The organism is Collibacillus ludicampi, from assembly GCF_023705585.1.
GTDB lineage: Bacteria > Bacillota > Bacilli > Tumebacillales > BOQE01 > Collibacillus > Collibacillus ludicampi.
Window position 1 is genome coordinate 1,565,878 of the sequence record NZ_BOQE01000001.1, and the last position, 23,801, is coordinate 1,589,678.

24 protein-coding genes, 2 tRNA genes, 1 other RNA gene and 1 pseudogene are annotated in these 23,801 nt (G+C 48.0%); 18 read left to right on the plus strand and 10 right to left on the minus strand.

The genetic code is table 11. The features are described 5' to 3' along the window. From DNHGIG_RS07830 to DNHGIG_RS07860, 7 genes are all read left to right on the plus strand, one after another. Positions 1–90 (plus strand) — tRNA-Ser (locus DNHGIG_RS07830). Between the two features lie 26 nt (positions 91–116). After that, positions 117–207 (plus strand) — tRNA-Ser (locus DNHGIG_RS07835). A 16-nt stretch (positions 208–223) separates the two neighbouring features. Beyond that, positions 224–489: signal recognition particle sRNA large type (gene ffs / locus DNHGIG_RS07840), an RNA gene on the plus strand. Between the two features lie 233 nt (positions 490–722). After that, entirely contained in the window at positions 723–2,522 is a 1,800-nt protein-coding gene (gene dnaX, locus DNHGIG_RS07845) for a DNA polymerase III subunit gamma/tau (RefSeq protein ID WP_282199148.1), read from the plus strand. 12 nt (positions 2,523–2,534) lie between these two features. Next, positions 2,535–2,846, plus strand: a complete 312-nt coding sequence (locus tag DNHGIG_RS07850) for a YbaB/EbfC family nucleoid-associated protein (RefSeq protein ID WP_282199149.1) — start codon at positions 2,535–2,537, stop codon at positions 2,844–2,846. 43 nt (positions 2,847–2,889) lie between these two features. Then, a complete protein-coding gene (gene recR / locus DNHGIG_RS07855; RefSeq protein ID WP_282201379.1) occupies positions 2,890–3,495 on the plus strand; it encodes a recombination mediator RecR in 606 nt (201 codons plus the stop codon). Positions 3,496–3,632: 137 nt separating this feature from the next. Beyond that, entirely contained in the window at positions 3,633–3,914 is a 282-nt protein-coding gene (locus DNHGIG_RS07860) for a DUF2508 family protein (RefSeq protein WP_282199150.1), read from the plus strand. A 57-nt stretch (positions 3,915–3,971) separates the two neighbouring features. Here DNHGIG_RS07860 and DNHGIG_RS07865 read toward each other — a convergent pair whose 3' ends face one another. The 8 genes from DNHGIG_RS07865 to DNHGIG_RS07900 all read right to left on the minus strand — a co-directional run bounded on the left by DNHGIG_RS07865 (position 3,972) and on the right by DNHGIG_RS07900 (position 13,199). Beyond that, entirely contained in the window at positions 3,972–5,234 is a 1,263-nt protein-coding gene (locus tag DNHGIG_RS07865; RefSeq protein ID WP_282199151.1) for an MFS transporter, read from the minus strand. Positions 5,235–5,399: 165 nt separating this feature from the next. Further along, positions 5,400–6,665, minus strand: a complete 1,266-nt coding sequence (locus DNHGIG_RS07870) for an MFS transporter (RefSeq protein ID WP_282199152.1) — start codon at positions 6,663–6,665, stop codon at positions 5,400–5,402. Positions 6,666–6,682: 17 nt separating this feature from the next. Further along, positions 6,683–7,555 (minus strand): DUF6282 family protein, encoded by an 873-nt coding sequence (locus DNHGIG_RS07875; protein ID WP_282199153.1) that lies wholly within the window; start codon positions 7,553–7,555, stop codon positions 6,683–6,685. Positions 7,556–7,618: 63 nt separating this feature from the next. After that, the gene (locus DNHGIG_RS07880; protein WP_282199154.1) at positions 7,619–8,353 is read right to left on the minus strand and encodes an MBL fold metallo-hydrolase; all 735 of its coding nucleotides are present in this window, start codon (positions 8,351–8,353) and stop codon (positions 7,619–7,621) included. A gap of 12 nt (positions 8,354–8,365) precedes the next feature. After that, on the minus strand, positions 8,366–9,709 hold the full coding sequence (locus tag DNHGIG_RS07885; protein WP_282199155.1) for a (Fe-S)-binding protein: 1,344 nt from the start codon (positions 9,707–9,709) through the stop codon (positions 8,366–8,368). Further along, a complete protein-coding gene (locus DNHGIG_RS07890) occupies positions 9,702–11,120 on the minus strand; it encodes an FAD-binding oxidoreductase (RefSeq protein ID WP_282199156.1) in 1,419 nt (472 codons plus the stop codon). Before DNHGIG_RS07890 ends, DNHGIG_RS07885 begins: the two co-directional genes overlap by 8 nt. 45 nt (positions 11,121–11,165) lie before the next feature. Continuing rightward, positions 11,166–12,461 (minus strand): nickel pincer cofactor-dependent isomerase, group 22, encoded by a 1,296-nt coding sequence (locus DNHGIG_RS07895; protein ID WP_282199157.1) that lies wholly within the window; start codon positions 12,459–12,461, stop codon positions 11,166–11,168. A 39-nt stretch (positions 12,462–12,500) separates the two neighbouring features. Beyond that, positions 12,501–13,199 (minus strand): FadR/GntR family transcriptional regulator, encoded by a 699-nt coding sequence (locus DNHGIG_RS07900; protein WP_282199158.1) that lies wholly within the window; start codon positions 13,197–13,199, stop codon positions 12,501–12,503. Between the two features lie 347 nt (positions 13,200–13,546). On the opposite strand from DNHGIG_RS07900, the gene DNHGIG_RS07905 reads away from it, so the two are divergent. After that, on the plus strand, positions 13,547–13,816 hold the full coding sequence (locus DNHGIG_RS07905) for a pro-sigmaK processing inhibitor BofA family protein (RefSeq protein WP_282199159.1): 270 nt from the start codon (positions 13,547–13,549) through the stop codon (positions 13,814–13,816). A gap of 251 nt (positions 13,817–14,067) precedes the next feature. Further along, complete coding sequence (locus tag DNHGIG_RS07910) at positions 14,068–14,247, plus strand: sigma factor G inhibitor Gin (RefSeq protein ID WP_282199160.1); 180 nt, start codon at positions 14,068–14,070, stop codon at positions 14,245–14,247. Between the two features lie 94 nt (positions 14,248–14,341). Here DNHGIG_RS07910 and DNHGIG_RS07915 read toward each other — a convergent pair whose 3' ends face one another. Then, complete coding sequence (locus DNHGIG_RS07915; protein ID WP_282199161.1) at positions 14,342–15,790, minus strand: NAD-dependent malic enzyme; 1,449 nt, start codon at positions 15,788–15,790, stop codon at positions 14,342–14,344. Between the two features lie 472 nt (positions 15,791–16,262). Between DNHGIG_RS07915 and DNHGIG_RS07920 the strand changes: the two genes are divergently transcribed. The 9 genes and pseudogenes from DNHGIG_RS07920 (at position 16,263) to rsmI (ending at position 23,341) form a co-directional block, all read left to right on the plus strand. Then, entirely contained in the window at positions 16,263–17,705 is a 1,443-nt protein-coding gene (locus tag DNHGIG_RS07920) for an aminotransferase class I/II-fold pyridoxal phosphate-dependent enzyme (RefSeq protein WP_282199162.1), read from the plus strand. 285 nt (positions 17,706–17,990) lie between these two features. Further along, positions 17,991–18,620, plus strand: coding sequence for a dTMP kinase (gene tmk, locus DNHGIG_RS07925; RefSeq protein WP_282199163.1), 630 nt, complete (start codon positions 17,991–17,993; stop codon positions 18,618–18,620). Between the two features lie 13 nt (positions 18,621–18,633). Beyond that, positions 18,634–18,963: a cyclic di-AMP receptor DarA gene (gene darA / locus DNHGIG_RS07930; protein ID WP_282199164.1), complete on the plus strand. Its 330-nt coding sequence runs from the start codon at positions 18,634–18,636 to the stop codon at positions 18,961–18,963. A 53-nt stretch (positions 18,964–19,016) separates the two neighbouring features. Continuing rightward, a complete protein-coding gene (locus DNHGIG_RS07935; protein ID WP_282199165.1) occupies positions 19,017–19,463 on the plus strand; it encodes a YaaR family protein in 447 nt (148 codons plus the stop codon). A gap of 62 nt (positions 19,464–19,525) precedes the next feature. After that, positions 19,526–20,503, plus strand: a complete 978-nt coding sequence (holB, locus tag DNHGIG_RS07940; protein WP_282199166.1) for a DNA polymerase III subunit delta' — start codon at positions 19,526–19,528, stop codon at positions 20,501–20,503. Between the two features lies 1 nt (position 20,504). Beyond that, a pseudogene (locus DNHGIG_RS07945) lies at positions 20,505–21,161 on the plus strand (PSP1 domain-containing protein); the annotation flags it as partial. 75 nt (positions 21,162–21,236) lie between these two features. Then, positions 21,237–21,557: a DNA replication initiation control protein YabA gene (yabA, locus tag DNHGIG_RS07950; RefSeq protein WP_282199167.1), complete on the plus strand. Its 321-nt coding sequence runs from the start codon at positions 21,237–21,239 to the stop codon at positions 21,555–21,557. Positions 21,558–21,654: 97 nt separating this feature from the next. After that, positions 21,655–22,419: a tRNA1(Val) (adenine(37)-N6)-methyltransferase gene (locus DNHGIG_RS07955; protein WP_282199168.1), complete on the plus strand. Its 765-nt coding sequence runs from the start codon at positions 21,655–21,657 to the stop codon at positions 22,417–22,419. A 28-nt stretch (positions 22,420–22,447) separates the two neighbouring features. Beyond that, complete coding sequence (rsmI, locus tag DNHGIG_RS07960) at positions 22,448–23,341, plus strand: 16S rRNA (cytidine(1402)-2'-O)-methyltransferase (protein WP_369414692.1); 894 nt, start codon at positions 22,448–22,450, stop codon at positions 23,339–23,341. 44 nt (positions 23,342–23,385) lie between these two features. On the opposite strand, the gene DNHGIG_RS07965 is transcribed toward rsmI, so the two are convergent. Beyond that, positions 23,386–23,625 (minus strand): AbrB/MazE/SpoVT family DNA-binding domain-containing protein, encoded by a 240-nt coding sequence (locus tag DNHGIG_RS07965; RefSeq protein ID WP_439647729.1) that lies wholly within the window; start codon positions 23,623–23,625, stop codon positions 23,386–23,388. Positions 23,626–23,801: the final 176 nt, after the last annotated feature.

The window sequence follows — 23,801 nt, forward strand, 5'->3', positions numbered from 1 at the left end:
GGAGAGGTGTCCGAGTGGCCGAAGGAGCTCGACTCGAAATCGAGTAGGCGTGAAAGCGTCTCGTGGGTTCAAATCCCACCCTCTCCGCCATCTCATCATATATATCACGCATAAACGGAGAGATGTCCGAGTTGGTCGAAGGAGCACGATTGGAAATCGTGTAGGCGCGAAAGCGTCTCGAGGGTTCGAATCCCTCTCTCTCCGCCATGGATATAAAATTTTGCCGTGCTAGACGGGGAGGTAGCGGTGCCCTGTACCCGCAATCCGCTATAGCGGGGTCGAATGCCTGACTGAGGTGCGTGAGGTGGAAGGTCTGGCATATGCAAGTGGCGTAGAAGATTGGGTCCTGCGCAACGGGAACTCCTGAACCGTGTCAGGTCCTGGCGGAAGCAGCACTAAGGGAATCTTCCTGTGTGCCGCAGGGGCGCCTGATCCGAGTTAACTGCATATGTAACGCTTTCGTCTGCGCATCGAAGTTTGGATGCACGGCATTCCATTTTGAAAGACCTAACGTTTCGTTGGGTCTTTTTTAACATTTAGAGAAGCATATAATATGATGGAATTTTCAAATACATGTAATGTTTTACGGGAGCAAAGAATCTTCCGCTGATGATCGATTTTTCGATTGTTTGCCTGCCGCATCACAGTTTTTCAAAAGCAGAGGATGAAACCGGACAGTTGATATGATACATTAAAAAGAGCGAGGAAGGAGGAAAGGAAGCATGGCGTATCGAGCATTGTATCGCGAATGGAGACCACAGTCGTTCGCGGATATGGTGGGGCAGGAACACGTGACGCGCACATTAAAGAACGCGCTCAGAACCCATCGTTTCGCACATGCATACCTGTTCTCCGGACCCCGCGGCACAGGAAAAACGAGCACCGCGAAGATCATGGCGAAAGCGATTAACTGTGAACATGGACCGGCTGAAGAACCTTGCAATCAATGTGCCGCTTGTCGCGGCATCACCGAAGGTTCGATCATGGATGTTGTAGAGATCGATGCGGCATCCAATCGCGGTGTCGATGAAATCCGTGATCTCAGGGAGCAAGTACGCTATGCCCCCACTGAGGTTCGTTTCAAAGTGTATATCATCGATGAAGTACATATGCTGACAACAGAGGCATTCAATGCATTATTGAAAACCCTCGAAGAACCTCCCGCTCACGTGATGTTCATACTCGCTACAACCGAACCGCATAAACTTCCCGCTACCATTCTCTCTCGCTGCCAGCGATTCGAATTTCGCCGGATTACAGGGGAACAGATCGTAGAGCGTTTGCGATTGATCGCTAAAGAGTTGGATGTAGACGTAGAAGAGGAAGCTTTATGGATGCTCGCAAGGGCCGCGGAAGGCGGAATGCGCGACGCGTTGTCCATATTTGATCAAGCGATCGCGTTTGGCGGCGGGCGTGTCACCATTGAAGAAATGACGGTCTTGCTCGGCGGAGTTCCGTCGGAGGTGATCGGCAAGATTGCGGAAGCGATCGCCCGAAAAGACATGCAGGAAGGGCTCCGCATGATCGGCCAAATGGTAGATGCGGGCAAGGATGTAACACAGATTCTGCATGAACTGCAACTGTATTATCGTGATTTGCTCATGTATAAAACGGTTCCTGATTTGCAGGAGATCAAGGAACGCGTTCATTATGATAAGCGATTCCCCAAGGTTGCCGAAATGTATGAGTCTTCGGTGTTGGTCGATCTGTTGGAAAAGATGACGGAGACGCAAAATGAAATGAAGTGGCAGCCAAATGGCCGCTTATTGCTGGAGATGCTCGTTGTACGTTTGTGTAAAACAGAATCGGTCGATACCGAGACGTTGATGAAACGTATCAGTGAGCTGGAGAAGAAGATCGCGGAAGGAGCTTTGCGTGCTCCTGCCGCTCCATCTGTCAATCCCGTACAGGTGCGTGGAAATGAACGGCAGGATCTTTCGGGCCCTCAGGCGTATCGACCCTCAGGGATGACCGATATGGCAAGATCGGCATCAGGTGCAGAGGAGCAACTGCCTGTAAGACCTTCCCCATCCACAGGGACGCGCGGTGTTCCGCCGAATCCTGCCGACGGGAAGCCGGTGAAGATCTCGGCCCAACATCTGTTGAAATGGTTGCAAGAAGCGGATGAAGGAAAGCTGCAAACAGTGACTCAACAGTGGACTCATATCTTGAATCAGGTCAAAAAGGTGAAAATCACGACACAGGCGTGGCTGTCTGACGGTGAGCCTGTCGCTGTGGCGCGAGACCGGATCATTGTCGCGTTTCGCAACCAGATTCATCGCGAGACGGTGATGAAGCCTGTGAACAAAGAGATCGTTGACCAAGTGTTCACTCAGGTCATGGGTTCACATTATCAGTTAGTGGCGATTTTACAGTCTGAGTGGAAGCAATTACAGGAAATGAGGGTCGAGGGCACCGAAACCGCGAACGACACGCCACAGACACAACCTAATGGCCAGGAAGATTGGGTGGAGCAGATCGTCCGTATATTTGGAAAAGATATTGTAGAAATCAAAGATTAGGGGGACGTTGTGATGAAAAACATGAATCAATTGATGAAGCAAGCGAAGAAGATGCAGGAGGAGATGTTGAAAGCGCAAGAAGCGTTGGGCGAGAAAACGGTGGAAGGAACCGCCGGAGGTGGCGTCGTGACGGTCGTGGTGACAGGACATAAGCTCGTTCAATCGGTGACGATCAAACCGGAGGCGGTCGATCCGGACGATGTGGAAATGCTTCAGGATCTCGTCTTGACGGCTATCAATGATGCCATGAAAAAAGCGGATGAATTGGTCGCGAATGAAATGTCGAAATATACCCGCGGGCTCAATTTGCCGGGCTTGTTTTAAACATTGAGCGGGCGACTATTCGTTTGAAAGAGGAGAGGCCATGCTGTATTATCCTCAACCGATTTCCGACCTGATTGACGGTTTCATGCGGTTGCCGGGGATCGGGCCAAAAACGGCGCAACGTTTGGCTTTTCATGTGTTATCGATGAATGAAGACGATGTCATCGGCATTGCCAAGGCGTTGGTCAATGCGAAAAGACATCTGCATTATTGTTCGCAATGCTGCAACATTACGGACGTGGATCCATGCCGTATCTGTAGAGACCCATCACGCAACCGCCAGCTCCTATGCGTGGTGCAGGACGCGAAAGATGTGGTGGCGATGGAGAAAACGCGCGAATATACAGGTCTCTATCATGTTCTGCAAGGAGCGATATCTCCGATCGAAGGAATCGGTCCTGACAAAATTCGCATCACAGAATTGCTACGCAGATTGCAGACGCCTGAAGCGCAAGAGATCAAAGAGATCATTTTGGCGACGAACCCCAACATTGAAGGGGAAGCCACCGCCATGTATATTTCGCGGCTGCTCAAGCCTACGGGAATCAAGATCACACGGATCGCACACGGATTGCCTGTTGGCGGCGATCTGGAATATGCGGATGAGGTGACCCTTTCAAAAGCGCTGGAAGGCAGGCGCGAATTATAGATATGGATCCCGGATGGGAAGACCAAGCTCCAAAGGTATGATCCTGAGGGGCTTTTTTGTTGCGATTTTTCAGAATATCTTTCCTCTTCACCGACTATACTCTAGTAACACGCAAAACTAGATGAGAGGTGAAAGCGGTGAAGTGGAAGGATTGGTGGGAACGTTTCCGGAAAACGGAGAAAGAAAGACAGGAAGAACAGGAAAGGAATGAAGAGAGGCTATTGATTGAGGAGATCGAGAAAGCGAAGGAGGAATGGTTGCAGGCCCAGTCCCGCCTTGATTGTGTAACTGATCCCGAGTTAATTGATCATGCCATTTTTTTGATCGAAGCCGCTGAGAAGAAATATATGTATCTGCTGCGCAAAGCGCGCAAGCAAGGGATCGTTAAGGAAATCCCTATGGTGAACGCCATTTCATAGGAAAAAACGAGGTGCCTCTCTTATGAGGGAACCTCGTTTTTTCATCGTTTAGATCGATTAATATCCTCGTTTTGCAAGAATCAACCCGCTTAAACCGCCGATCAGAGCAAAGATGATCAGATACGTAAAACCGACGGAAAAAGAGATGCCAAGAATATAGGTACCGATCGCGGCGATGATGTTCTCCAGCCCGTTCAACAGTCCTGCACCGGTTCCTACATTATGGCTGGGGAACATACGTTGCAGAGAACTCCAAATCGTTGGTAAGACCACTCCGTTCATAGCGGAAGAAATGGAGATCAGAATCATGGCGAGTGCAAGATTATCCGCGTGTGTTCCCAGAAAGAGCCCTACACCGGCAATAATGGTTCCGATTCCGGCGAAGATCGAGCGTTTCATTAGGCGGTCGCTGGCAAATGCGGTCAAGATAATACATACGGTCATCAATATATAAGGGAGCATATACCAGAAACCGGTCATATGCAGAGAAAGATGACGTACCTTGATGAGATAGGAAGGAAGCCAGAACAAAATCCCGTAGAAGACGGTAGCCATACCCGACCAGTTGATCAGCAGGAGCCAAAAATCCGTTTTGCTTAATACTTCACCTACGCTCACCTGTGTGGATGCGCTTTCATCCTTGCGCCCTGCCTGAATGTAAGCCAGCTCTTGGGAGGATACAAATCGGCTTTCTTCCGGGCGGTCTTTCGCTACGATCCATATGATCGGTGCCATAGCAAGGATACCGACTAATGCCATCACGATGAAAGGCGATTTCCATGTGCCCGTTGAAAGAATGAGCCATGTGACGAAAGGACCTGTAATGATCGGCCCCATGGTCAGCCCGAATTCCCAGAACATATTGGCGCGCGCTCGTTCGTGTGATGGGAACCACTCTTTCACCCATTTGGAGTTGAGCGGCCAATGCATACCTTCACCAAGACCCAAGAGAATACGAGAGAAAATGAGGGCCAATGAACTCCAGACAAAGCCGGTGAACAAAGTCATCAATGACCACCAGATGAGTGCGAACAGGGCGATTTTACGGGGACCGAAGCGATCGCTGAGATAGCCGCCAAATATATTGGACAAACCGTACGTAAAGAGAAAGAGGCTGTTGGCGAGAGCGAGCGCATGCGTAGTCACCACGCCGTCTTTGACCATCTCTGGACCTGCGATCGAAATGTTGGTACGGTCGATATACGAGATCAGCAATAATACCCACAAAGCAACGGCAAACCACCAACGGAAATTGGTTTGTTGATGACTGTTTGAACGATCATTCCATTGAGATGATACTGGATTCCGTAATGTTGACACAGGTATGCCTCCTTTACATTGAGATGTGATTGAAAGAAGATTGGGGATTTGGATTAAAATATATTTTTAATTTAATAATTAAATTGCATATAAGAATATGCATGATTATAAAAATTTAGGACAAATGTGTCTGTCGTTTATTCATATGAGAAATTTCAAGTATCCTTATGTGAGTTCACGTCCTTTTGTCTCTGGAAGGAACAAAATCACCAGTATTGCAGCGATGCCAAAGGAAATTGCCGTGATACTGAAAGCTGCTCCGAGCCCCATCGATTTGGCGAGAGTGCCTACGATAAAAGGAGCGGTTGCTGCCAAGGCTCTTCCAAAGTTGTAACAGAATCCTTGCCCAGTTGCACGAATTGATGTTGGAAACAATTCCGCCAAAACAGCACCAAAACCGCTAAAATACCCGGATCCAAAGAAAGCAACCAGCGGTCCGAGAAGTAGTAAACGAGTGGCATCATGCGTGAAGCCATAAAACGGTACCAGAATAGCCGCTAATCCAAAGAAGAGAATAAACGTAGCTTTACGTCCAATTTTATCTGCCAATAAGCCGAACGCAACGTACCCGAGCCATGCTCCCACTTGCATAATAACGATCCAACCAGTTTGTTTGACAATACTGAGCCCTGCACCTCCTTGTGAAACAGATGTGGCTAGATAGGAGGGAATCCAGGTAAATAATCCCCAATATCCAAATTGTGCACAAATACTCAAAGCAGAACCTAAAATCGTCCAGCGAACCACTTTTCGATCGAATATTTTAATGACAGAGCCTTCTTTTTCAGTATCTGACCTTGTATTTTTGCGAGCTTCCCAGATCTCCGGTTCTTTGGTGCCTTTTCGGATCAAAAAAGTAACCAAAGCAGGAACGATACCGAAGAAAAACACGCCCCTCCAGCCGAAAAGCGGAATGAGGAGACCGCTTACGACTGCTGCCAATGCATATCCGATCGCCCAGGAACCTTGCACAATTCCCATGGCTTTACCGCGATGTTCAGCGGGCCATGATTCAGTGATCAGCGCTGCACCCGCAACCCATTCTCCCCCCATGCCGAGACCCAGGAAAGTGCGTAAAATGGCTAATTGAGTAACGGTTTGTGAAAACCCGCATAATGCGGTAAAAACTGAATAAACGATGATACTGATCATTAATGAACGGGTTCGCCCGAATTTATCGGCAAGAATTCCAAATATTAAACCACCCAAAGCGGAACTTAAAAGTGTGAGAGTCGCCAAAAATCCCCCCATGGATTTGTCCATATGTAAATCGGACATTAAGTAAACCAATACCATCGAATATAACATGACATCCATGGCATCCAACATCCATCCCAAACTTGATGCCAATAACGCTTGCCACTGAGCTGGAGTGATTTGCCTAAACCAAGGACGAGTTTGTACAGAACGGTTCATTTCCACTTGCGCCATACGTGATCCTCCTTTTGTTATGTCGAAAGTCCTAGCAAAATAGCCGGATTCTGGCATGCCATTCTGTGTATTTCTTTTTCTTCCAATCCGTATTCCAACAATAGTTCAATAAATTTCTGATAACCTACCGTCGGTGTGGGATGGTTTGCTTGTCCGAAGTCTGTTTGCAGTATGCATCGCTCTACACCCAATTGACGAATTCCTTGTACCAATTCTTCAGGTTCAATTGACTTCCATTTAGGCATTAATGTAAGCATTGATTTTTCTACATAGGCCCCCAGTGCTACGAGTTCACATTGCAGTGAAAGTTCCATTTTGTTAATTTTTAGGTCAGGATGAGCGACTAAAATTTTCCCCAATCCCCGCTCCGCTGCCGTCTGCACCAAGACTTTCGTCTCTCGAGGCGATAGATGTCCGGTAGCCAGACAAACATCACTTTCTTTGATCAAATCGATGATGTCATACACAACGGGTAATAGTTTTCCATTTTCATCGAAAATTGTGATTCCTTTTTGGGGTAATAGACGAACGGTCGATCTTTGTTCTTTATAGTCACTTTGTCCTTGATAATATTCAATGTGATTTCGTGCGGATCCGGTAGGCATCCAAATCAACTTGGCTCCTTGCTGAATCGCCAGATCCACCGCATAAGGGTTAAGACCGCCTACATATTCGTTCAAAACAAGGGAACCGTACACTTCGATTCCTTGTACGATTTTACTGACTAATTTCGCTCTTGAAACCGTTGATTCTTCATGCGCCTTCAAAACGATTGCCCGCATGCCTGCCGCTTTCGCCTGTTCCGCTAATTGAAAATCATCGACCGAGCGGGGAAAAATACTTGGACTGGAGTGAACATGGATATCGATAGCTCCTTCTAAAAGATTCATCATAACACCTCCGTTCCTTGTATGATCCGTTTTAAAGAAAGATCATCTTCTTGGTATTACGTTTTATACTTCAAGAAGAAATGTTTGGCCAGCGGAAGGTGATGGATCAGGAACGAACACTTGTACGCTGCTTTTGCTGAATGGTTTTACTTTTACATCTCCATCATTTCGGATAATCTGTAACAAGCGGTCATGACCGGGCACTATAAGATCTGCCCATTCGCGTATCACTTGTATACTCGATTGGCTTCGCTTTGCATCCCATGCCATGTCAACATGTCCCGTCAGCAACTCTTTCATGTTCTTGATCGTATCAGATACCAACGCCCAACGACTCCCCTCATATTCAAGAAGCAAGGAATAGAGCCCGGGTGTATGACCGGGAGTGTGTAACCAATGGATCCCTTCTGCTCTTCCCGACGTACCTGATAAAATGCTCAATCTTCCGCAATCTCGCAATGCTGGAAACATTTCGAGCGGAACAGCCAAGTCCCGTGCCCCGTTCTTTTCGATGTGCCAGATTTCCTCCTCATGTAAATAGAACGAGGCGTTCGGGAAAAGACCAAAATTGACAGCATGATCGAAGTGAAAATGGCTTATGAATACAGCGCCGATATCGGAAGGCTGAACTCCAAACGATTGTAATCTGGAAATCAATGTATAACGCTCATTAAAGCCAAGCGTATCAAACAAAATCGGTTTTCTGCCCTCCATCCGGATCAACACACAACTGCTCCAACCAAGAAAACCGCGGTCAGATCTTCCGGGAAATCCTTGAAACAGTACATCAATCTGCATTCTTCTCCCCCCTTATATCTCAATCCCGCAAGCTTCCGCCAAGAGTTCAACGAGATGCACGGCTCGAACTTTGTCTTGCAACCCTTCTCGGATAATGCCCATCTTCATTTGCAATAAGCATCCAGGGTTCGTTGTGATGATGGTCGTAGCACCCGTATTTTTTACTGTCGACATCTTGTCATCCAAAATGTCCATGGATTCATTGTAATTTACAATATTGTAAATTCCCGCTGATCCGCAGCACTTATCCGGATTCTCCATCTCGCGAAGCTCGATACCAGGGATGGATCGAATCAGCTGAAGGGGTTCTTTTGTAACCTTTTGTACGTTGGTCATATGACAAGATCGTTGGTAGGTCACTACTTCCTTCTTTTGATTGGTTTGCTTTACAATTGGAAGCGGACCGGTCATCGTGAGTACTTGGCTGATATCTCTGGTTTTCTCCACGAACGTACGGGCACGAGGCTCCCATTCCGGATCACCGCGAAAGAGATGATCATATTCGATCAACATGGCGCCGCAACCGCCAGCATTGTTTACGATAAAATCGAGAGGCTCGCGGTTTGCTGCTTGTTCAAACGCCGTAATATTCTGCTTCGCTAACTGTTTCGCCGTTTCGAGATCTCCGGTATGTGCATGCAAAGCGCCGCAACATGTTTCCCCTTCGATCATCACAACTTCACAACCTGCTTTTTGCAAGAGTTGCATACTCAAGCGATTGATTTTCTCAAAAATGGCGTCCATGACACAACCGGTGAAAAAAGCGACCCGATATTTAGGTTTTCCTTGAGCCGGAAAGCGGACAGGGCGTTTCGCCCGTTCAACCGGGCTAGGTAAGGTCGGGAGCAAAGCTTCAAATTCCCCAAGGTGATTCGGGAGGAGGCGAAGAAATCCACTGTGTCTGGCAATTTTTTGTAAACCACTTTTCTGATAGAACCATACGAAATTGGCAAGCCGGTTCAGCCGTTTCTTATTTGGAATCACTGAGTGTAAGAGGATGTTCTTCCATCCCTTCGAGGGAGATGATTCCTCTTCTCTCAGGTGTAAAAGTGATTTTGCAGATTCATAGATTTTTCCATATCTCACTCCGGTGGGACAAGCCGTCTCACAGGCACGACAGCCCAGACATTTATCGATCGAATCGGCCAACAAATTGAGATTGGTGAGTTTCCCTTCTGCTGTCATCTTGACCAGATTGATTCTTCCACGGGGTGAATGGGTCTCCTTCCCCATCGTTTGATAGGTCGGGCAAGCCGGCAGGCAATATCCGCATTGGACGCAACTGAAAGTTTCATAATAGGCTAAAGTTTTTTTCAAGTCAGTCAATTTGTTCTCTACCGTTTCTGTTTTATTCATCAGTCAACACCAACTTTTGTCCCGGTTCCGGAAAGATTTTTCCGGGGTTCATAATGTTATTGGGATCCCATGCTTTCTTGATACGTCTCATCATCTCGAGTCCGACTGTACCCAATTCCATTTCCATAAACGGTGCTTTCATCGTGCCAATCCCGTGCTCACCGGACAGAGTTCCACCCAATTCAATCGCGGCGGCGAAAATTTCGGAGACAGCCTGTTCCACCCGCCGCATTTCTTCTTTGTCTCGTTTATCGGCAATAATATTGGGATGGAGGTTGCCGTCACCAGCATGTCCGAAGACCACAAGATCGATGTTGTACTTTGCACGGATCTCTTTCAGCCTTTTAAACATATCAGGGATTTTGCTGCGCGGGACCGTCGCGTCTTCGGAAATTTTGGTGGGTTTGATCTTGGCAATCGCGGGAGACACGAGTTTGCGCGCTTTCCACAACTCCTGTCGTTCCTTATCATTTTTTGCCATTCGGATTTCCCTTGCTCCCACCTGTTTGCAGATCTCGCGAACAGAAGCGATTTCATCCGCTACGGCATGGGGATGCCCATCCACTTCGATTAACAGTATCGCTTCCGCATCGGTAGGCAGACCGCAAGGTTCATAATTTTCCACAGCAGCGATCGAGGCCTGGTCCATCAATTCCAATTTTGACGGCAGAATACCCGAAGACAACACTTTAGAAATCGCCCGTCCGGAATCAACCAGATCGTCAAAAATCGCCATGAGTGTTTCAGAGGCCGGTGGTTTCGGAATTAAACGCAGAATCGCCTCGGTGATGATTCCCAAAGTTCCTTCTGAACCGACAATCAATTTGGTCAGATCATAACCTGTTACATTTTTGACGGTTCTTCCGCCTGTACGAATCACCTCTCCCTCGGGGGTGACCACTTCCAAGCCGATCACGTAATCTTTCGTAACCCCATATTTTAATCCGCGAGGTCCTCCCGAATTTTCCGCCAGATTGCCTCCGATGGTGGATACACCGGAGCTGCTGGGATCAGGGGGATACATCAATCCCTTCTCTTCAGCCGCCTTGTGGATTTGGGATGTAAGGACACCCGGTGAGACGATTGCAACCAAATCTTCCTCATCGATCAGTAGTTTTTGGTTCATTTTCGACATGTCACACACGATCCCGCCTTGTACGGGAAGCGGACCTCCACTTAAACAGGTGGAATGCCCGCGCGGGGTGATGGGAATCTTATATTGATTAGCAAACTTAACCAGTTTAACCACTTCATCCGTGGTGACCGGTTGTACGACAACATCAGGCAAATACGTGCCAAACGAAGCATCGAACGAATAGCTGTAAAGATCGTGTTCTTCCCACAATACCCTTCTTTGGTCGCTGATGATTCTTTTGATTTCGTCCAAGAGTTTCGATTGGAATTGTGTCATGGATATATACCCCTTTTTGAAAAACCATTTCGTTGAGGTTGAATTTTACCATTTTATCCTTCCTGTTTGATCGAATTGTAGCGGAAGCGGTCCCTCGATCCGTTCAATGTTTTCTTTATTTTTCAATTCCCGGTAAATAGGCTCCGATACCCACAATTCATCAAGATGCAATGTATTTTTTATGTAGACGAGTCGAATCGTTTCCGGATTTTTGAGTTTAAGAGCCTTAATAGCTCCCTCTAACAGTTTTTGTTCTGTCGGAAAGGTCATGGGTATAAACGCCCGGCAGACAAACCCGCTTGTCAAACAATTCAAGTACGTCGCTTTCTTGTCGATTTGGGCAACGACTGCTTCCGTTGTAAAATCGGCTAACCCGATCCCGGTGGCATTCCCGTGGGACTCTTTCGATAATCCGAGCACAGCCAGATATTTGATCAAAGGCTGTTTGGGTTCAGGCATCCCTTGAATCCGCAGACGCCCGATAATGTTGGTGTCCATGCCTGTACCGCTAAAATTCTTCCCCATTTCGCCGACCAGGCAGAGGTCAATCTGCTGCACGGGGAGAGAGGGCATCATCGCTTTGGCTTTTTTCAACAATCCCTTTTCTTCCTGAAAGATACGATTTGCGGGAATCCCTTGAATAATGGCTGTTTCTTCAAAAGCGTTTTCAACAATGGCGATTCCGCCAAGAATCGGGGCATGTTTCAAGATCACACCTGCGATCGTCGGGATGGCCTGTGCCAATAGTCCGGCGCCTAAACTGTGAACCATGTCCGCCCCTTTCGCCCTGCCTAAGCCAACAGCCATCATCTTGAGCAGACCGCTTTCATATTCTCCATGAAAAGAAGTATGTGGTTTCACACGATTGACAACAAGAATTCCGTCCGCTTCATAGGCTTCTTTCGCAATATAGACAGGCAGACCCGCCAAATCCTCACTGGCAGTCGTTATTTGCCCCTCTATATATGCTTCTTCTGTAGCACCGATTTGGATGACTTGATCGGAACAAGAAACGGTAGTTCCAATCGCTGTTTCCGTAATGCCCAAACTGTTTAAAACTTCTCGTTGGCCTGAGGCTTCCCCGCGTCCGTGACTCCCCATAGCCGCCACGAGAAAGGGCGAGTATCCCCGGTCTTTGAGATGCTTGACGATCGTCTGCAGGATTTGCACGATGTTTTTGATTCCTCTTGAACCAGCCGTGATCGCAATTCGCGAACCGGGGGAGAGCCTCGTATTCTGCAGACATACATCGACCGCCTTGATGGTCTCGGATTGAATGTCAGATACGGATTGTCCTGAAAAATGCTGTTTCAGCTTATAAAGAGATGGCCATTCAGTCATATATTCAACAACTCCTTGCGGGAGTTTTATCCTTTGAACTTATTTTAAATATCTCAGCTTCACATTTTGTAAATGTTGCCACATAGCCTGCTGCGCTTTTTCCGGATCTTGCTCTGCAATCGCATTCAAGATCTCTACATGCTCGGCCAAAACCATTTGGCTTTTACCCGGAATCTTTAAACTTTCACTTCTGCTTTGATGAACGCCTTGCAGAAATTTGTCAGATAGGAATTTTACCGCTTGTAATAACATGGAGTTTTGGCTCGCCTTTACGACTGAAATATGAAACGCATAATCCTCTTCTGCTGCCACCTGTTGAGCGGCAACTGCTTGTTCCAAATGATTGTAGGCGGTCTTTATCTTTTGCAAATCTGCTTCCGAACGCCTTATGGCAGCCAAATAAGCCGCTTGCCCTTCGATCCCCTGTCTTACTTCAAGCAGTTCGACAAGATTGACCCCATGAGGGTTAAGAATATCATTCATACGAGTGATCAGTTCTTCATTCTCGTCTTCCTTGAGAAAGACACCGATTCCTTGCATAATCCTGACCAACCCAGCGGAATCCAATACACTGAATGCTTCTCTTACGGCACTTCGGGAAACAGACAATTTATCCGCTAACTCCCGTTCCGATGGCAATTTGTCGCCGGGTAGCAACTCCCCGTTCTCAATGGATGCCTTAATCTGTTCGATGATGTATTGATATATGCGTTTCTTTTGAATGGGTGCTAGTTTCAAAATGTATCATCCTTTTAAGAGGTTATAAAATTCGGTTTCAGTTGAAGCGCATCCAACGAAGCAAAGAGCGGGTCATATGGAAGACAACCAATGCTCTTGGTACCAGACTATTGCTTCTCGAACTGCTCGGCTCTCTTTGGCTCCTTATGAACATACTCTTTAAAAGGTCTGGTGGCTGGGTGGTCTGGACAGTAACATGTTACAATAAACTTTATCAACAGTCAATATAAACTTTTTAGAATATTTGCCCCCTGTTTATAGTTATGTCGTTTGCAGTAGAAGTTCGAGGAATGGAACATATGGACTTTTCATACATACATAATAGGACAAGGAGGGGAGTCGGGGAGATGACTGCGTGGCAAGTTGTCAGTTTGATGGTTGGCCTGGTCGTTGTCTTATTGATTATTGCAAAGATTTTACGCGATCCGGCGTACGCGATTATGCGCATGATCAAAGGTTTTATCGTCGGTGTGATCGCACTCTTGGCGATCAATTGGATAGGTACGGCGATCCATCTGCATATCCCGTTAAATCCTGTTACTGCTTTAATTGCAGGGCTGCTGGGCATTCCGGGGATCGCCGCGTTGCTTGTGATTCAGATATGGATTCTCCCATGATCATGAAAAAACACCAATCCCTTGGGGACGGTGTTTTTCTTTTTTGCCGTTTAGTGAGTTTTCGCAGGATCTATGAGGAAACCGTCTTTTGGATAAGCAAAAGGTTATGTTACATTAAAAGCCGCTCTCTCTGTTCAGGGGGAATCGGCTTTTTCACTTCTTTCAGACTTTTTCCATAGTATACGGTATAAAATCTTGCAGATTTGTCCCATACTGGTTGCTAGAGAGTAGCAAGGAAGGCGGTGGTACTAATGGAAGAGGCGCATACGTGTATAGTATGCAATGAGAGAAAGCAAGAGGGGATCCGGATCTGGAACCAGTTTATCTGTTTGTCTTGTGAACGTGAGATCGTGCAAACGGACGTCGATGACGATCGATATGCTTATTATATTGAGCGAATGAAAAGGATTTGGTTGGAAGCGATCTCATAAGAGGGTTCTATCGATGCTTGTTGCAAGATAAAAAAGGTATGAGGAGTGTTACGAAACACTCCCCATATACTTTAAAGCATGAAAGCCCATACTCTTAAAAGTTATTCTTTTCTGCGCTCGAGTCGCCTTTTTTATGCAGTCCGCGGCGAGCAACCCCTGTTTCATAAGCGGCTTGTTTGACTGCTTTGGCAACGGATTCGGCCACTTTTTTATTGAAAACGGAAGGAATAATGTATGATTCATGCAGTTCATCATCGCTGACGACAGAAGCGATCGCTTTTGCGGCCGCCAGTTTCATTTCTTCATTGATCGTACGCGCGCGGCATTCGAGAGCACCTTTGAAGACCCCCGGGAATACGAGGACATTGTTGATCTGGTTCGGATAATCGGAACGACCGGTTGCCATCACCCGTACATACGGTTCTGCCACTTCCGGAGCGATTTCGGGTACAGGGTTTGCCATGGCGAAAACGATCGGGTCTTTCGCCATCTTTTTCAAATGATCGACGGTAAGAACACCCGGGCCGGACACGCCGATAAATACATCGGCACCCTTGATCGCATCATCGAGAGTACCCTGGATGTTCTCGGGATTCGTATTCTCTGCATACCATTGCCAAATCGGGCGCTCATAGGTTTTGGTGCGTGTCAGAATGCCGTCGCGGTCGACACCGATGACGTTCTTGCAACCGGCAAGCATAATCATTTTCGTGCATGCCACACCTGCTGCACCGATTCCCACGACGACGACTTTAAGATCTTCGAGACGCTTTCCGACCAGTTTGGCCGCATTCATCAGACTCGCTAACAGAACGACGGCGGTGCCGTGTTGGTCATCGTGGAAGACTGGGATATCGAGTTCTTCTTTCAAGCGCTCTTCGATTTCAAAGCAACGGGGGGAAGAGATGTCTTCCAGATTGATGCCGCCGAATGCGGGGGCAATCGCTTTGACGATGCGTACGATTTCGTCCGGATCTTTTGTATCTAAACAGATCGGGAATGCATCCACACCGCCGAATTGTTTAAATAACATGGCTTTCCCTTCCATGACAGGCATGGCCGCATGGGGACCGATATCCCCGAGGCCGAGCACGGCTGTACCGTCTGAAACTACCGCTACCGTATTGCGTTTGATGGTCAGTTTAAACGCTTTGTACGGGTCTTCATGAATGGCTTCGCAGACGCGGGCCACGTGGGGAGTATATACGCGGGAGAGCTCGTCCCGGTTTTTGATACGGATCTTGGGAGTGACTTCGATCTTACCCCCGAGATGCATGAGGAAAGTACGGTCCGAGACGTTGATGACGCGGATGCCAGGCGTACTGTCGAGTGCTTTCGAGAGGTTACGCCCATGCTCCCGGTCGAGAACCGTCACCGTGATATCCCTGATTACCGTATCTTTTGCCACGGAAATCACGTCCACGGCGATGATATCTCCTCCAGCTTCACCGATGATGGAAGCAAGTTTTCCGAATGTTGTGTTTGAATTCTCCAGCTCGAGCCGGAAAATGAGGCTAAGCCCCGAAGAATGTTGAATTGCCATAGTAACCTCCTTAGCTGTATCCCATCAGGTGGGAACATTTTCTCGTTAGTTCTCATTGTAATACATATTGAATACCGATTCCCATAAAAAAGTTTTGAAACTGTCTACAGGGCATGACTATACTTTAGACAAAGGATTATTTCAATAGGTAGTCACTTATCCGCATGGGCGGTATCGTCAGAAGATGAAAAGTGTCTTTGGGTGGGCGTAATGCTTTGCGTGAGACAGCGACTTTGGAGGTCGTCTCGCTTCCTTTCGGATGTAAAAGGGTATATGCATTGCGCGTAATAGCGACTTTGAAGGTCGTCTCGCAACATATGATTATGATTCCATGCGAGACGACCTTCACGGAGCATAAGCGCAATGCATATACCCGCTGAAACGATCTCCACGGAGCACGAACGCAAAGCATACGCCCGCCAAAATACACATTTTACAAGATAGCGAAGAAAAAACGGGGAGGCGTACACGTTTGAATACGCGACTGCCGCTTTTCGAAGCGATCCGGGCGCATCTCAAGAAAAATCCCTTGCCGCTTCATGTTCCAGGGCATAAGATGGGACGAGGTTTTTCGCGCTCGTTGGCGCCATGGTTTGCACAAGCGCTCACATTGGATCTTACGGAATTGTCGGGGCTGGACGATTTGCATCAGCCGGAAGGGGCGATTCGGGAAGCGGAGGCACTTGCAGCTGAGGCGTTTGGCGCGAAGGAAACCTATTTTCTCGTGAATGGGTCGACAGCGGGCAATTATGCCATGTTGATGACCGCCTGCCGTCCCGGGGACAAGGTCATTGTGCCACGGAATGCACATAAATCGGTATGGCAAGGGATGATTCTCGCGGGTGCACATCCGGTCTACATAACGCCTGAGGTGGATAGCCGTTTTGCGCTCGCGACGGTTATTCTTCCACAGACGGTGGAGGAAGCGTTGAAGCAGCATCCGGATGTGAAAGCGGTACTGATTACAAATCCCACGTATCACGGGATTTGTTCCTACCTAAAACAGATTGCTGAAATATGTCATCGATATAACGTTCTCTTGCTTGTTGATGAAGCGCATGGCGCCCATTTTGCTTTCCATGAGAAGTTACCGATGACAGCGATGGAAGCGGGGGCGGATCTCGCAGTCCAGAGCACACACAAGATGCTCGGATCTCTGACACAAACTGCAATGTTGCACGCCCAACATGATCGGTATGATCGAGCTCGTTTACAGACTATGCTAAGGATGGTACAGTCGACAAGCCCTTCTTACCTGCTTATGCTGTCGCTTGACGCAGCGAGGCATTATATGGTGACTGAGGGGAGAAAAGATTTGGATGAGGCGTTAACAGCACTCGATCAGGCCTGGGAGCAAGCCCGCTCGTTAGGGGTGTCGCTCTATCAGGGCGGGGCTCATGTACATGAACGGGATCCTTTCAAATGGTGGATCCGTACAATCGATCACGGGAGAACAGGCTTTGAAACAGCACGAGCCCTCGAAGAGCAAGGGGTTTTTTGCGAAATGGCCGATTCGACGGGGATTCTTGCTGTCTTTTCCTATGCGGATCGCATGAAACAGATGGATCGTTTTTTGCAAGCGATCTCACGCGTGTTGACAATTCCCTTGAGCGAGAATCCCTCTACTTTTTCCGGAGAGGGTGCTTTTATCTCTGATATGTTCTTACAAATCCCGGAGATGGAGCTTTTGCCGGGGGAAGCGATTCATAAACCATATACGGTAGTTCCTTTGCGGGAAGCTGCGGGGCGTATTGCGGCGGAACCGGTAATACCCTATCCGCCGGGAATTCCATGGATTGTTCCGGGCGAGCGTTTTTCGCAGGAGTTGGTTGAACGGATGCGTGCGTACGTACAAGCGGGAGGACGCTTGCAAGGTGTGGCAGACCCAAGTCTGAAGACCGTACGGGTGTTTTGAAATGAGGCGACCGCTATCTTGAGAAAAGTGTTGTTTGGTGGGCGTATGCTTTGCGCTCATGCTCCGTGGAGGTCGTCTCAATGGGTATATGCTTTGCGCTCATGCTCCGTGAAGGTCGTCTCGCATGGAATTATAATTAAATGTTGCGAGACGACCTTCAAAGTCGCTATTACGCGCAAAGCATAGACCCCATGCCAGAAAGGAAACGAGACGACCTCCAAATTCGCTGTTTCACGCAAAGCATTAAGCCTACCCCGTGATTGAAGAAAGAGGAGGTGAAGGGGAGTGAAAGGCATATTCCTGACTTTCGAAGGACCAGACGGTGCTGGAAAATCGACACAGGTACGGTTACTTGCGAACCAATTGGAACGGTTGGGAATACCGTATATCACAACACGGGAACCTGGGGGAACGCCCATAGCGGATAAGATCCGGGCCGTGCTCCTCGATCCGGTGCATACGGAGATGGCTCCCATGACAGAAGTGTTACTGTATGCCGCTTCCCGTGCACAACATGTAGAGGAAGTGATCCGTCCTGCGCTTGCGCAAGGGCGTGTGGTCATCTGTGACCGATATATTGATGCAAGTATCGCTTATCAGGCGACAGGGTTAGGATTGAAGAGAGAACTCATACAAAGAATCAGCGAAGAAGCGACAGGCTTTCTCTGGCCTGATCGCACGTATCTCATCGATGTGCCTGCGGAAATCGGGCTTGCTCGCGTGGCGGGGTCGCGTCAGGGGGGATTGGACCGGATTGAATCAAGAGGGATCGATTATCATTCGCGGGTGAGGCAGACGTTTCTATCGCTTGCCAATGAAGATTCCCAACGCTTTCTCTTGATCGACGGCACTCAATCCGTTGAGGAAATTCATGCCGAGATATGGGAGGATGTACAGACCTTACTAAAGCGTTAAGGAGGTTTTCCTTATGCGGTTAATCATTGCGGTCGTACAGGACAAGGATAGCGTAAAATTGATAGACCGGTTGGTGGAGGCGGGCATTTCTGCGACCAAATTGGCGAGTACGGGTGGTTTTCTGAAATCCGGTAATACGACTTTCCTCATCGGCGTGGAAACGGAACGAGTTCAAGAAGTGTTGGATATCATCCAGAAAAGCTGCAAAGCGCGGGAACAATTGATGAATCCTGTCTCCCCCGTGAGTGCACAGATGGACACATATGTTCCTTACCCCGTGTCTGTTCAAGTAGGGGGCGCAACCGTGTTTGTGCTTGATGTTGAGCAATTTGTCCAATTTTGATAGGAGCCGTTCTCGGATTTTCAATTTAGAAAATGATTGGTGGTGAACATGGGATGAAAATTGGTGATATGACCCAGCCGTTTGTCGAACAAACGGGATGGCGTGAAGAGAAACCATCGATTGGAGCGGATCGTCCCCATTTTCAGGACATGTTGCTGCGCCAAGCGAATCGGTTACACAAAGAGGAATTGGATGGCCTGATGAGACAGATCGACGAAATCGGCAGAGAACTCGCGAAACGTTGCAATTGGCGTCTTCTCATGAATTACAAAGAACGCATTCGCAAATTTCTCGAGATCGTCGTGAAAAATAGTTACCAGACGAAAGAACGTCAAGGATTTGATCAACGCGGACGAGTGAAAATCTACAAGCTGATTTCGCAAATCGAGCGGAGACTTACCGAATTGGCGGAAGAAGTGATGCAGCAGGAGGCAGACCATCTGAAAATCTTAGAAAAGATTGGCGACATACGTGGACTCCTACTGAATCTCTATTTTTAAGAACGAAAACGGGGGAGGCCTAGAAAGCGCCTGTCAAATACGGAGAAGGAAGCGGTGATTCTATGGGAGATTGGCCTGTGGAAGGTACGGCTGCTCACCTACTTGAGCGTAGTTGGCGAAACGGTTACCTCATGCATGCATATCTGTTCCTTGGACCGGAGGGTTCAGGTCAGGAAGAGACAGCTGATCATTTCGCCAAAATGATCCTGTGTACAAACCGTGATTCGGCCCCTTGCGGACATTGTGTCCATTGTCGGCGTATCGCTTCTGGAAACCATCCGGATCTTATCCATATCGAACCGGATGGACAAGCGATCAAGATCGGACAGATACGCGAATTGCAGCGGGCATTTTCACTCAAGTCAATCGAGTCTCTGTATAAAGTGTACATCGTTCATCAAGCGGATCAAATGACGGCAGAAGCAGCTAATGCTTTGTTGAAGTTTTTGGAGGAACCGGCAACACCTGTGATCGCCATTTTGCTAGCCACGAACCGCGCACGCATCCTTCCGACCATCCTTTCCCGTTGTCAAATCGTTTCGTTTGATCGTATGCCCATCGAAGGCATCGAACGACAGTTAATGAGAACTGGTGTGTCGCAGGAAGTAGCGCGTATGTTGGCAAAGATCACGGGGAGTGTTGGCACATCTGCGGAATGGGCAGGTTCCGAACGGTTTGCAGAAGTGCTCTCTCTAGTGATACAATTAAGCGAAGAACTAGCTTTTCAACAAGGGAACCCGTTACTAACCATCCAGGAGAAGATTGTGAAACCGGGATGGACGCAGCAAGAGATCGATGTATTTCTTACGTGTCTAGCTTGGTGGTTCCGTGACGTCATGTTTGTAAAGCTAGGACTTTCAGATGTACTCGCTTTTGCGACTCAGCTTGAACGTCTACAGTCCCAGGCAGCGCATTTTCAATCTGAAGCGATCATTCATCTGATCGATACAGTTTTAATGACCAAAAAACGATTGCAGGGCCACGTAAATCAGCAGTTGGCGCTGGAAAACATGGTCTTGCGGCTGCAGGGGGTACGATAATGTGTATGTCGTGGTAGGGATCCGCTTTAAAAAAGCGGGTAAGATATATTATTTTGATCCGGGAGATCTCCCGATTGAGAAGGGTGATTTTGCGATTGTCGAAACGGCCAGAGGTATCGAGTACGGACAGGTCGTTGTCGGGAAAAAAGAAGTGACGGAGAATGATGTCGTCCTTCCACTGAAGAAGGTGATCCGTATCGCAGACGAGAATGATAAACTTCAGGTGGAAGCGAACAAAGATGCAGCTAAACAGGCTTTTGGCATTTGTCAAGAGAAGATTGCAAACCATGGACTTGAAATGAAACTTGTAGATGTGGAGTATACGTTTGACCGGAACAAGGTCATCTTTTATTTTACGGCAGATGGCAGGGTTGATTTTCGCGAATTGGTGAAAGATCTCGCCTCTGTTTTCCGCACCCGCATCGAATTGCGTCAGATCGGCGTGCGCGATGAAGCGAAGTTGCTCGGCGGCATTGGTCCATGTGGAAGGATTCTCTGTTGTTCATCTTGGTTAGGTGACTTCGACCCTGTTTCGATTCGCATGGCGAAAGATCAACATCTCTCGTTAAATCCAGCCAAAATCTCTGGTCTGTGTGGCCGTTTGATGTGTTGTCTCAAGTTTGAATCCGATGTATATGAAGAGAAGGCGGATCAAGTGGTTTAACCATTTCATTTTGAACCACCTCTTGTTAAGACAGCTTTCCGTGCGGAAAGGCCGTAAAGGGGGGCAGCCATGGACAAACAGGCCGTATTCGCCCAAGTCGCCAACCTGGAAGAGCGGATTGGCGAATTATATCAGGAATTAGGCAGTCTCAAGCGAAAAATCGTAGAGCTGTTGGAAGAGAATCAGAAGTTATCGATGGAAAATGAATATTTGCGTAAGCGTTTGGAAGAGAAGACAGGCAAGCAAGAAGAAACGAATGTAGTGGTCGGAGAAGGATATGACAACCTCGCCCGCTTATATCAGGAAGGGTTTCACATCTGTAACGTGGGATATGGATCCTTGCGGACAGAGGGCGATTGTCTGATTTGTCTTTCGTTTCTTCATAAATAGAAAATTCGGGCATACTGGCGTGAACGCGGTGTGCCTTTTTTAACGTCTGGGGCAACTTAAAGAATGACTGATCTTGAAGAATGTGGAGGATTTTTGCATGATGGAGGATTTTGAATTAAAACCCGGCGAACGTTTGGATGATTTACAGGCCGGGAATCTTCGCATCATTCAAAGTGATGATATGTTCTCCTTCTCTCTCGATGCGGTATTGCTCGCACATTTCGCACATGTCCGGTCGCGCGATCGAGTGATCGATCTCGGGACTGGAAGCGGTGTGATCCCGTTGTTGTTAACGGCTATTTGTAAAAAAGGGCCGCGGGAGATCGTAGCTTTGGAGATTCAAGAACATATCGCGGAGCGTGCGGGCCGTTCGGTCGCGGGGAACGGACTTTCCGACACGATACGTGTGGTTCACGGAGATCTGCGGCAAGCCGCCCGCATGTTTGGCACCGGAACATTCGATGTCGTGACCTGCAACCCTCCTTATCGGCCGGCGGGCATTGGAGACGCGAGCGTAATGGAATCGATTCGGATCGCCAAGCATGAGATCACATGCACGTTGCAGGATGTGGTCGAACAGAGCGCCAAGCTGGTCAAGTCGGGCGGCAAGGTGGCACTCGTGCATCGTCCGGATCGTTTGGTGGATATTTTTTATGAAATGCGCCGCAATAAGCTTGAGCCCAAGCGCATGCGTCTAATCCATCCGCGGGAACATACGAACCCGCATATCGTCCTGATCGAAGCGATCAAAGATGGGGGAAAAGAGTTGCGGATCGAACCTCCTTTGTTCGTTCACGAAGCGGATGGATCGTACACGGAAGAAATCCGGAAAATGTATGGCGGCGAAATTCTGAGACTTTAATCATTGGCGACAGGTGAGGTGGATACACGTGCAACGACAATACAGTTTTCGCGACACGTCAGGGAGGGGGACTCTTTACCTCGTTTCGACCCCGATCGGGAATCTGGGAGATCTATCACCGCGAGCCGTCGAGACGCTCAAGCATGTCCAGGTGATCGCCGCCGAAGACACAAGGCAAACTCGCAAACTGTTAACCCATTTTTCCATCGAAGGACCGCGGCTGATTTCGTATCATGAACATAATAAACACCGGATGGAATCTGAAATCCTGGAGATGCTCAAACAGGGTGATGATGTGGCGATTGTAACGGATGCGGGGACGCCCGGGATATCCGATCCGGGGGAAGACCTCGTACGTGTGGCCAGGAAAAACGGTTATCCCGTCACCTCGATCCCCGGGCCTTGCGCAGCCATTTCCGCACTTGTGATCTCCGGGTTACCGACAGGACGCTTCACCTTTATCGGCTTCCTCCCGCGCGAGAAGAAAGCGCGCAGAGAAGAATTGAACGCGCTTCGCAAACGGCCGGAAACGCTCATTTTTTATGAAGCCCCGCATCGATTGAAGGAAACCGCCAAGGATTTGTCCGAGATTCTAGGCGGGCGAAAAGTGTCGGTCACCAGGGAATTGACGAAACGGTTTGAAGAGGTGGCGTTTGGTGATCTGAACGCCTTGGTGGATTGGTTAGAAGAGGAAACCCCTCGCGGTGAGTATGTATTAGTTGTCGAAGGTTTCCAGGGGGAACTGGAAACGGATGAGCAAGAATCATCCTGGTGGGAATGTCTCACATTGTCGGAGCATGTCGAAAAGCTTGTTGAAAAAGGGATCGACAAAAAGGATGCGATCAAACAAGTCGCAAAACTAAGGGGATTGCCAAAACGAGAGGTTTATCAAGCGACCCTTTCGGGAAGAATGGACAAATAAAAAACCCCCCGTTATGTACCGTGACGGGGGTGTGCGCATGTGGTTTATCGGCTCATCTCGGAAATGCAGCTTGGGCAAATGTTTTTCCCTTTGAAATGAATGATTTCATCTGCTTGTCCGCAGAAGATGCATGCAGGCTCGTACTTTTTGAGAACGATGCGATCCCCGTCAACGTAAATTTCAAGAGCATCTTTCTCGCCAATTCCAAGCGTGCGGCGCAATTCGATCGGAATCACAACGCGTCCCAACTCATCGACCTTACGTACAATACCGGTAGATTTCATTGTTATCCTCTCCCTGTTGTGTTCATTTACTTTTCTATTCTACATGAATCGACAAAACTTTCGACAACCCTACTATACCAATGATTACCATAATAGTCAATAGGGTTAGTTCATATCCTATCGATCCTATATAAAAAAATTTTAATATAAATTCAGCTAAAATGGAACTTTTTTTG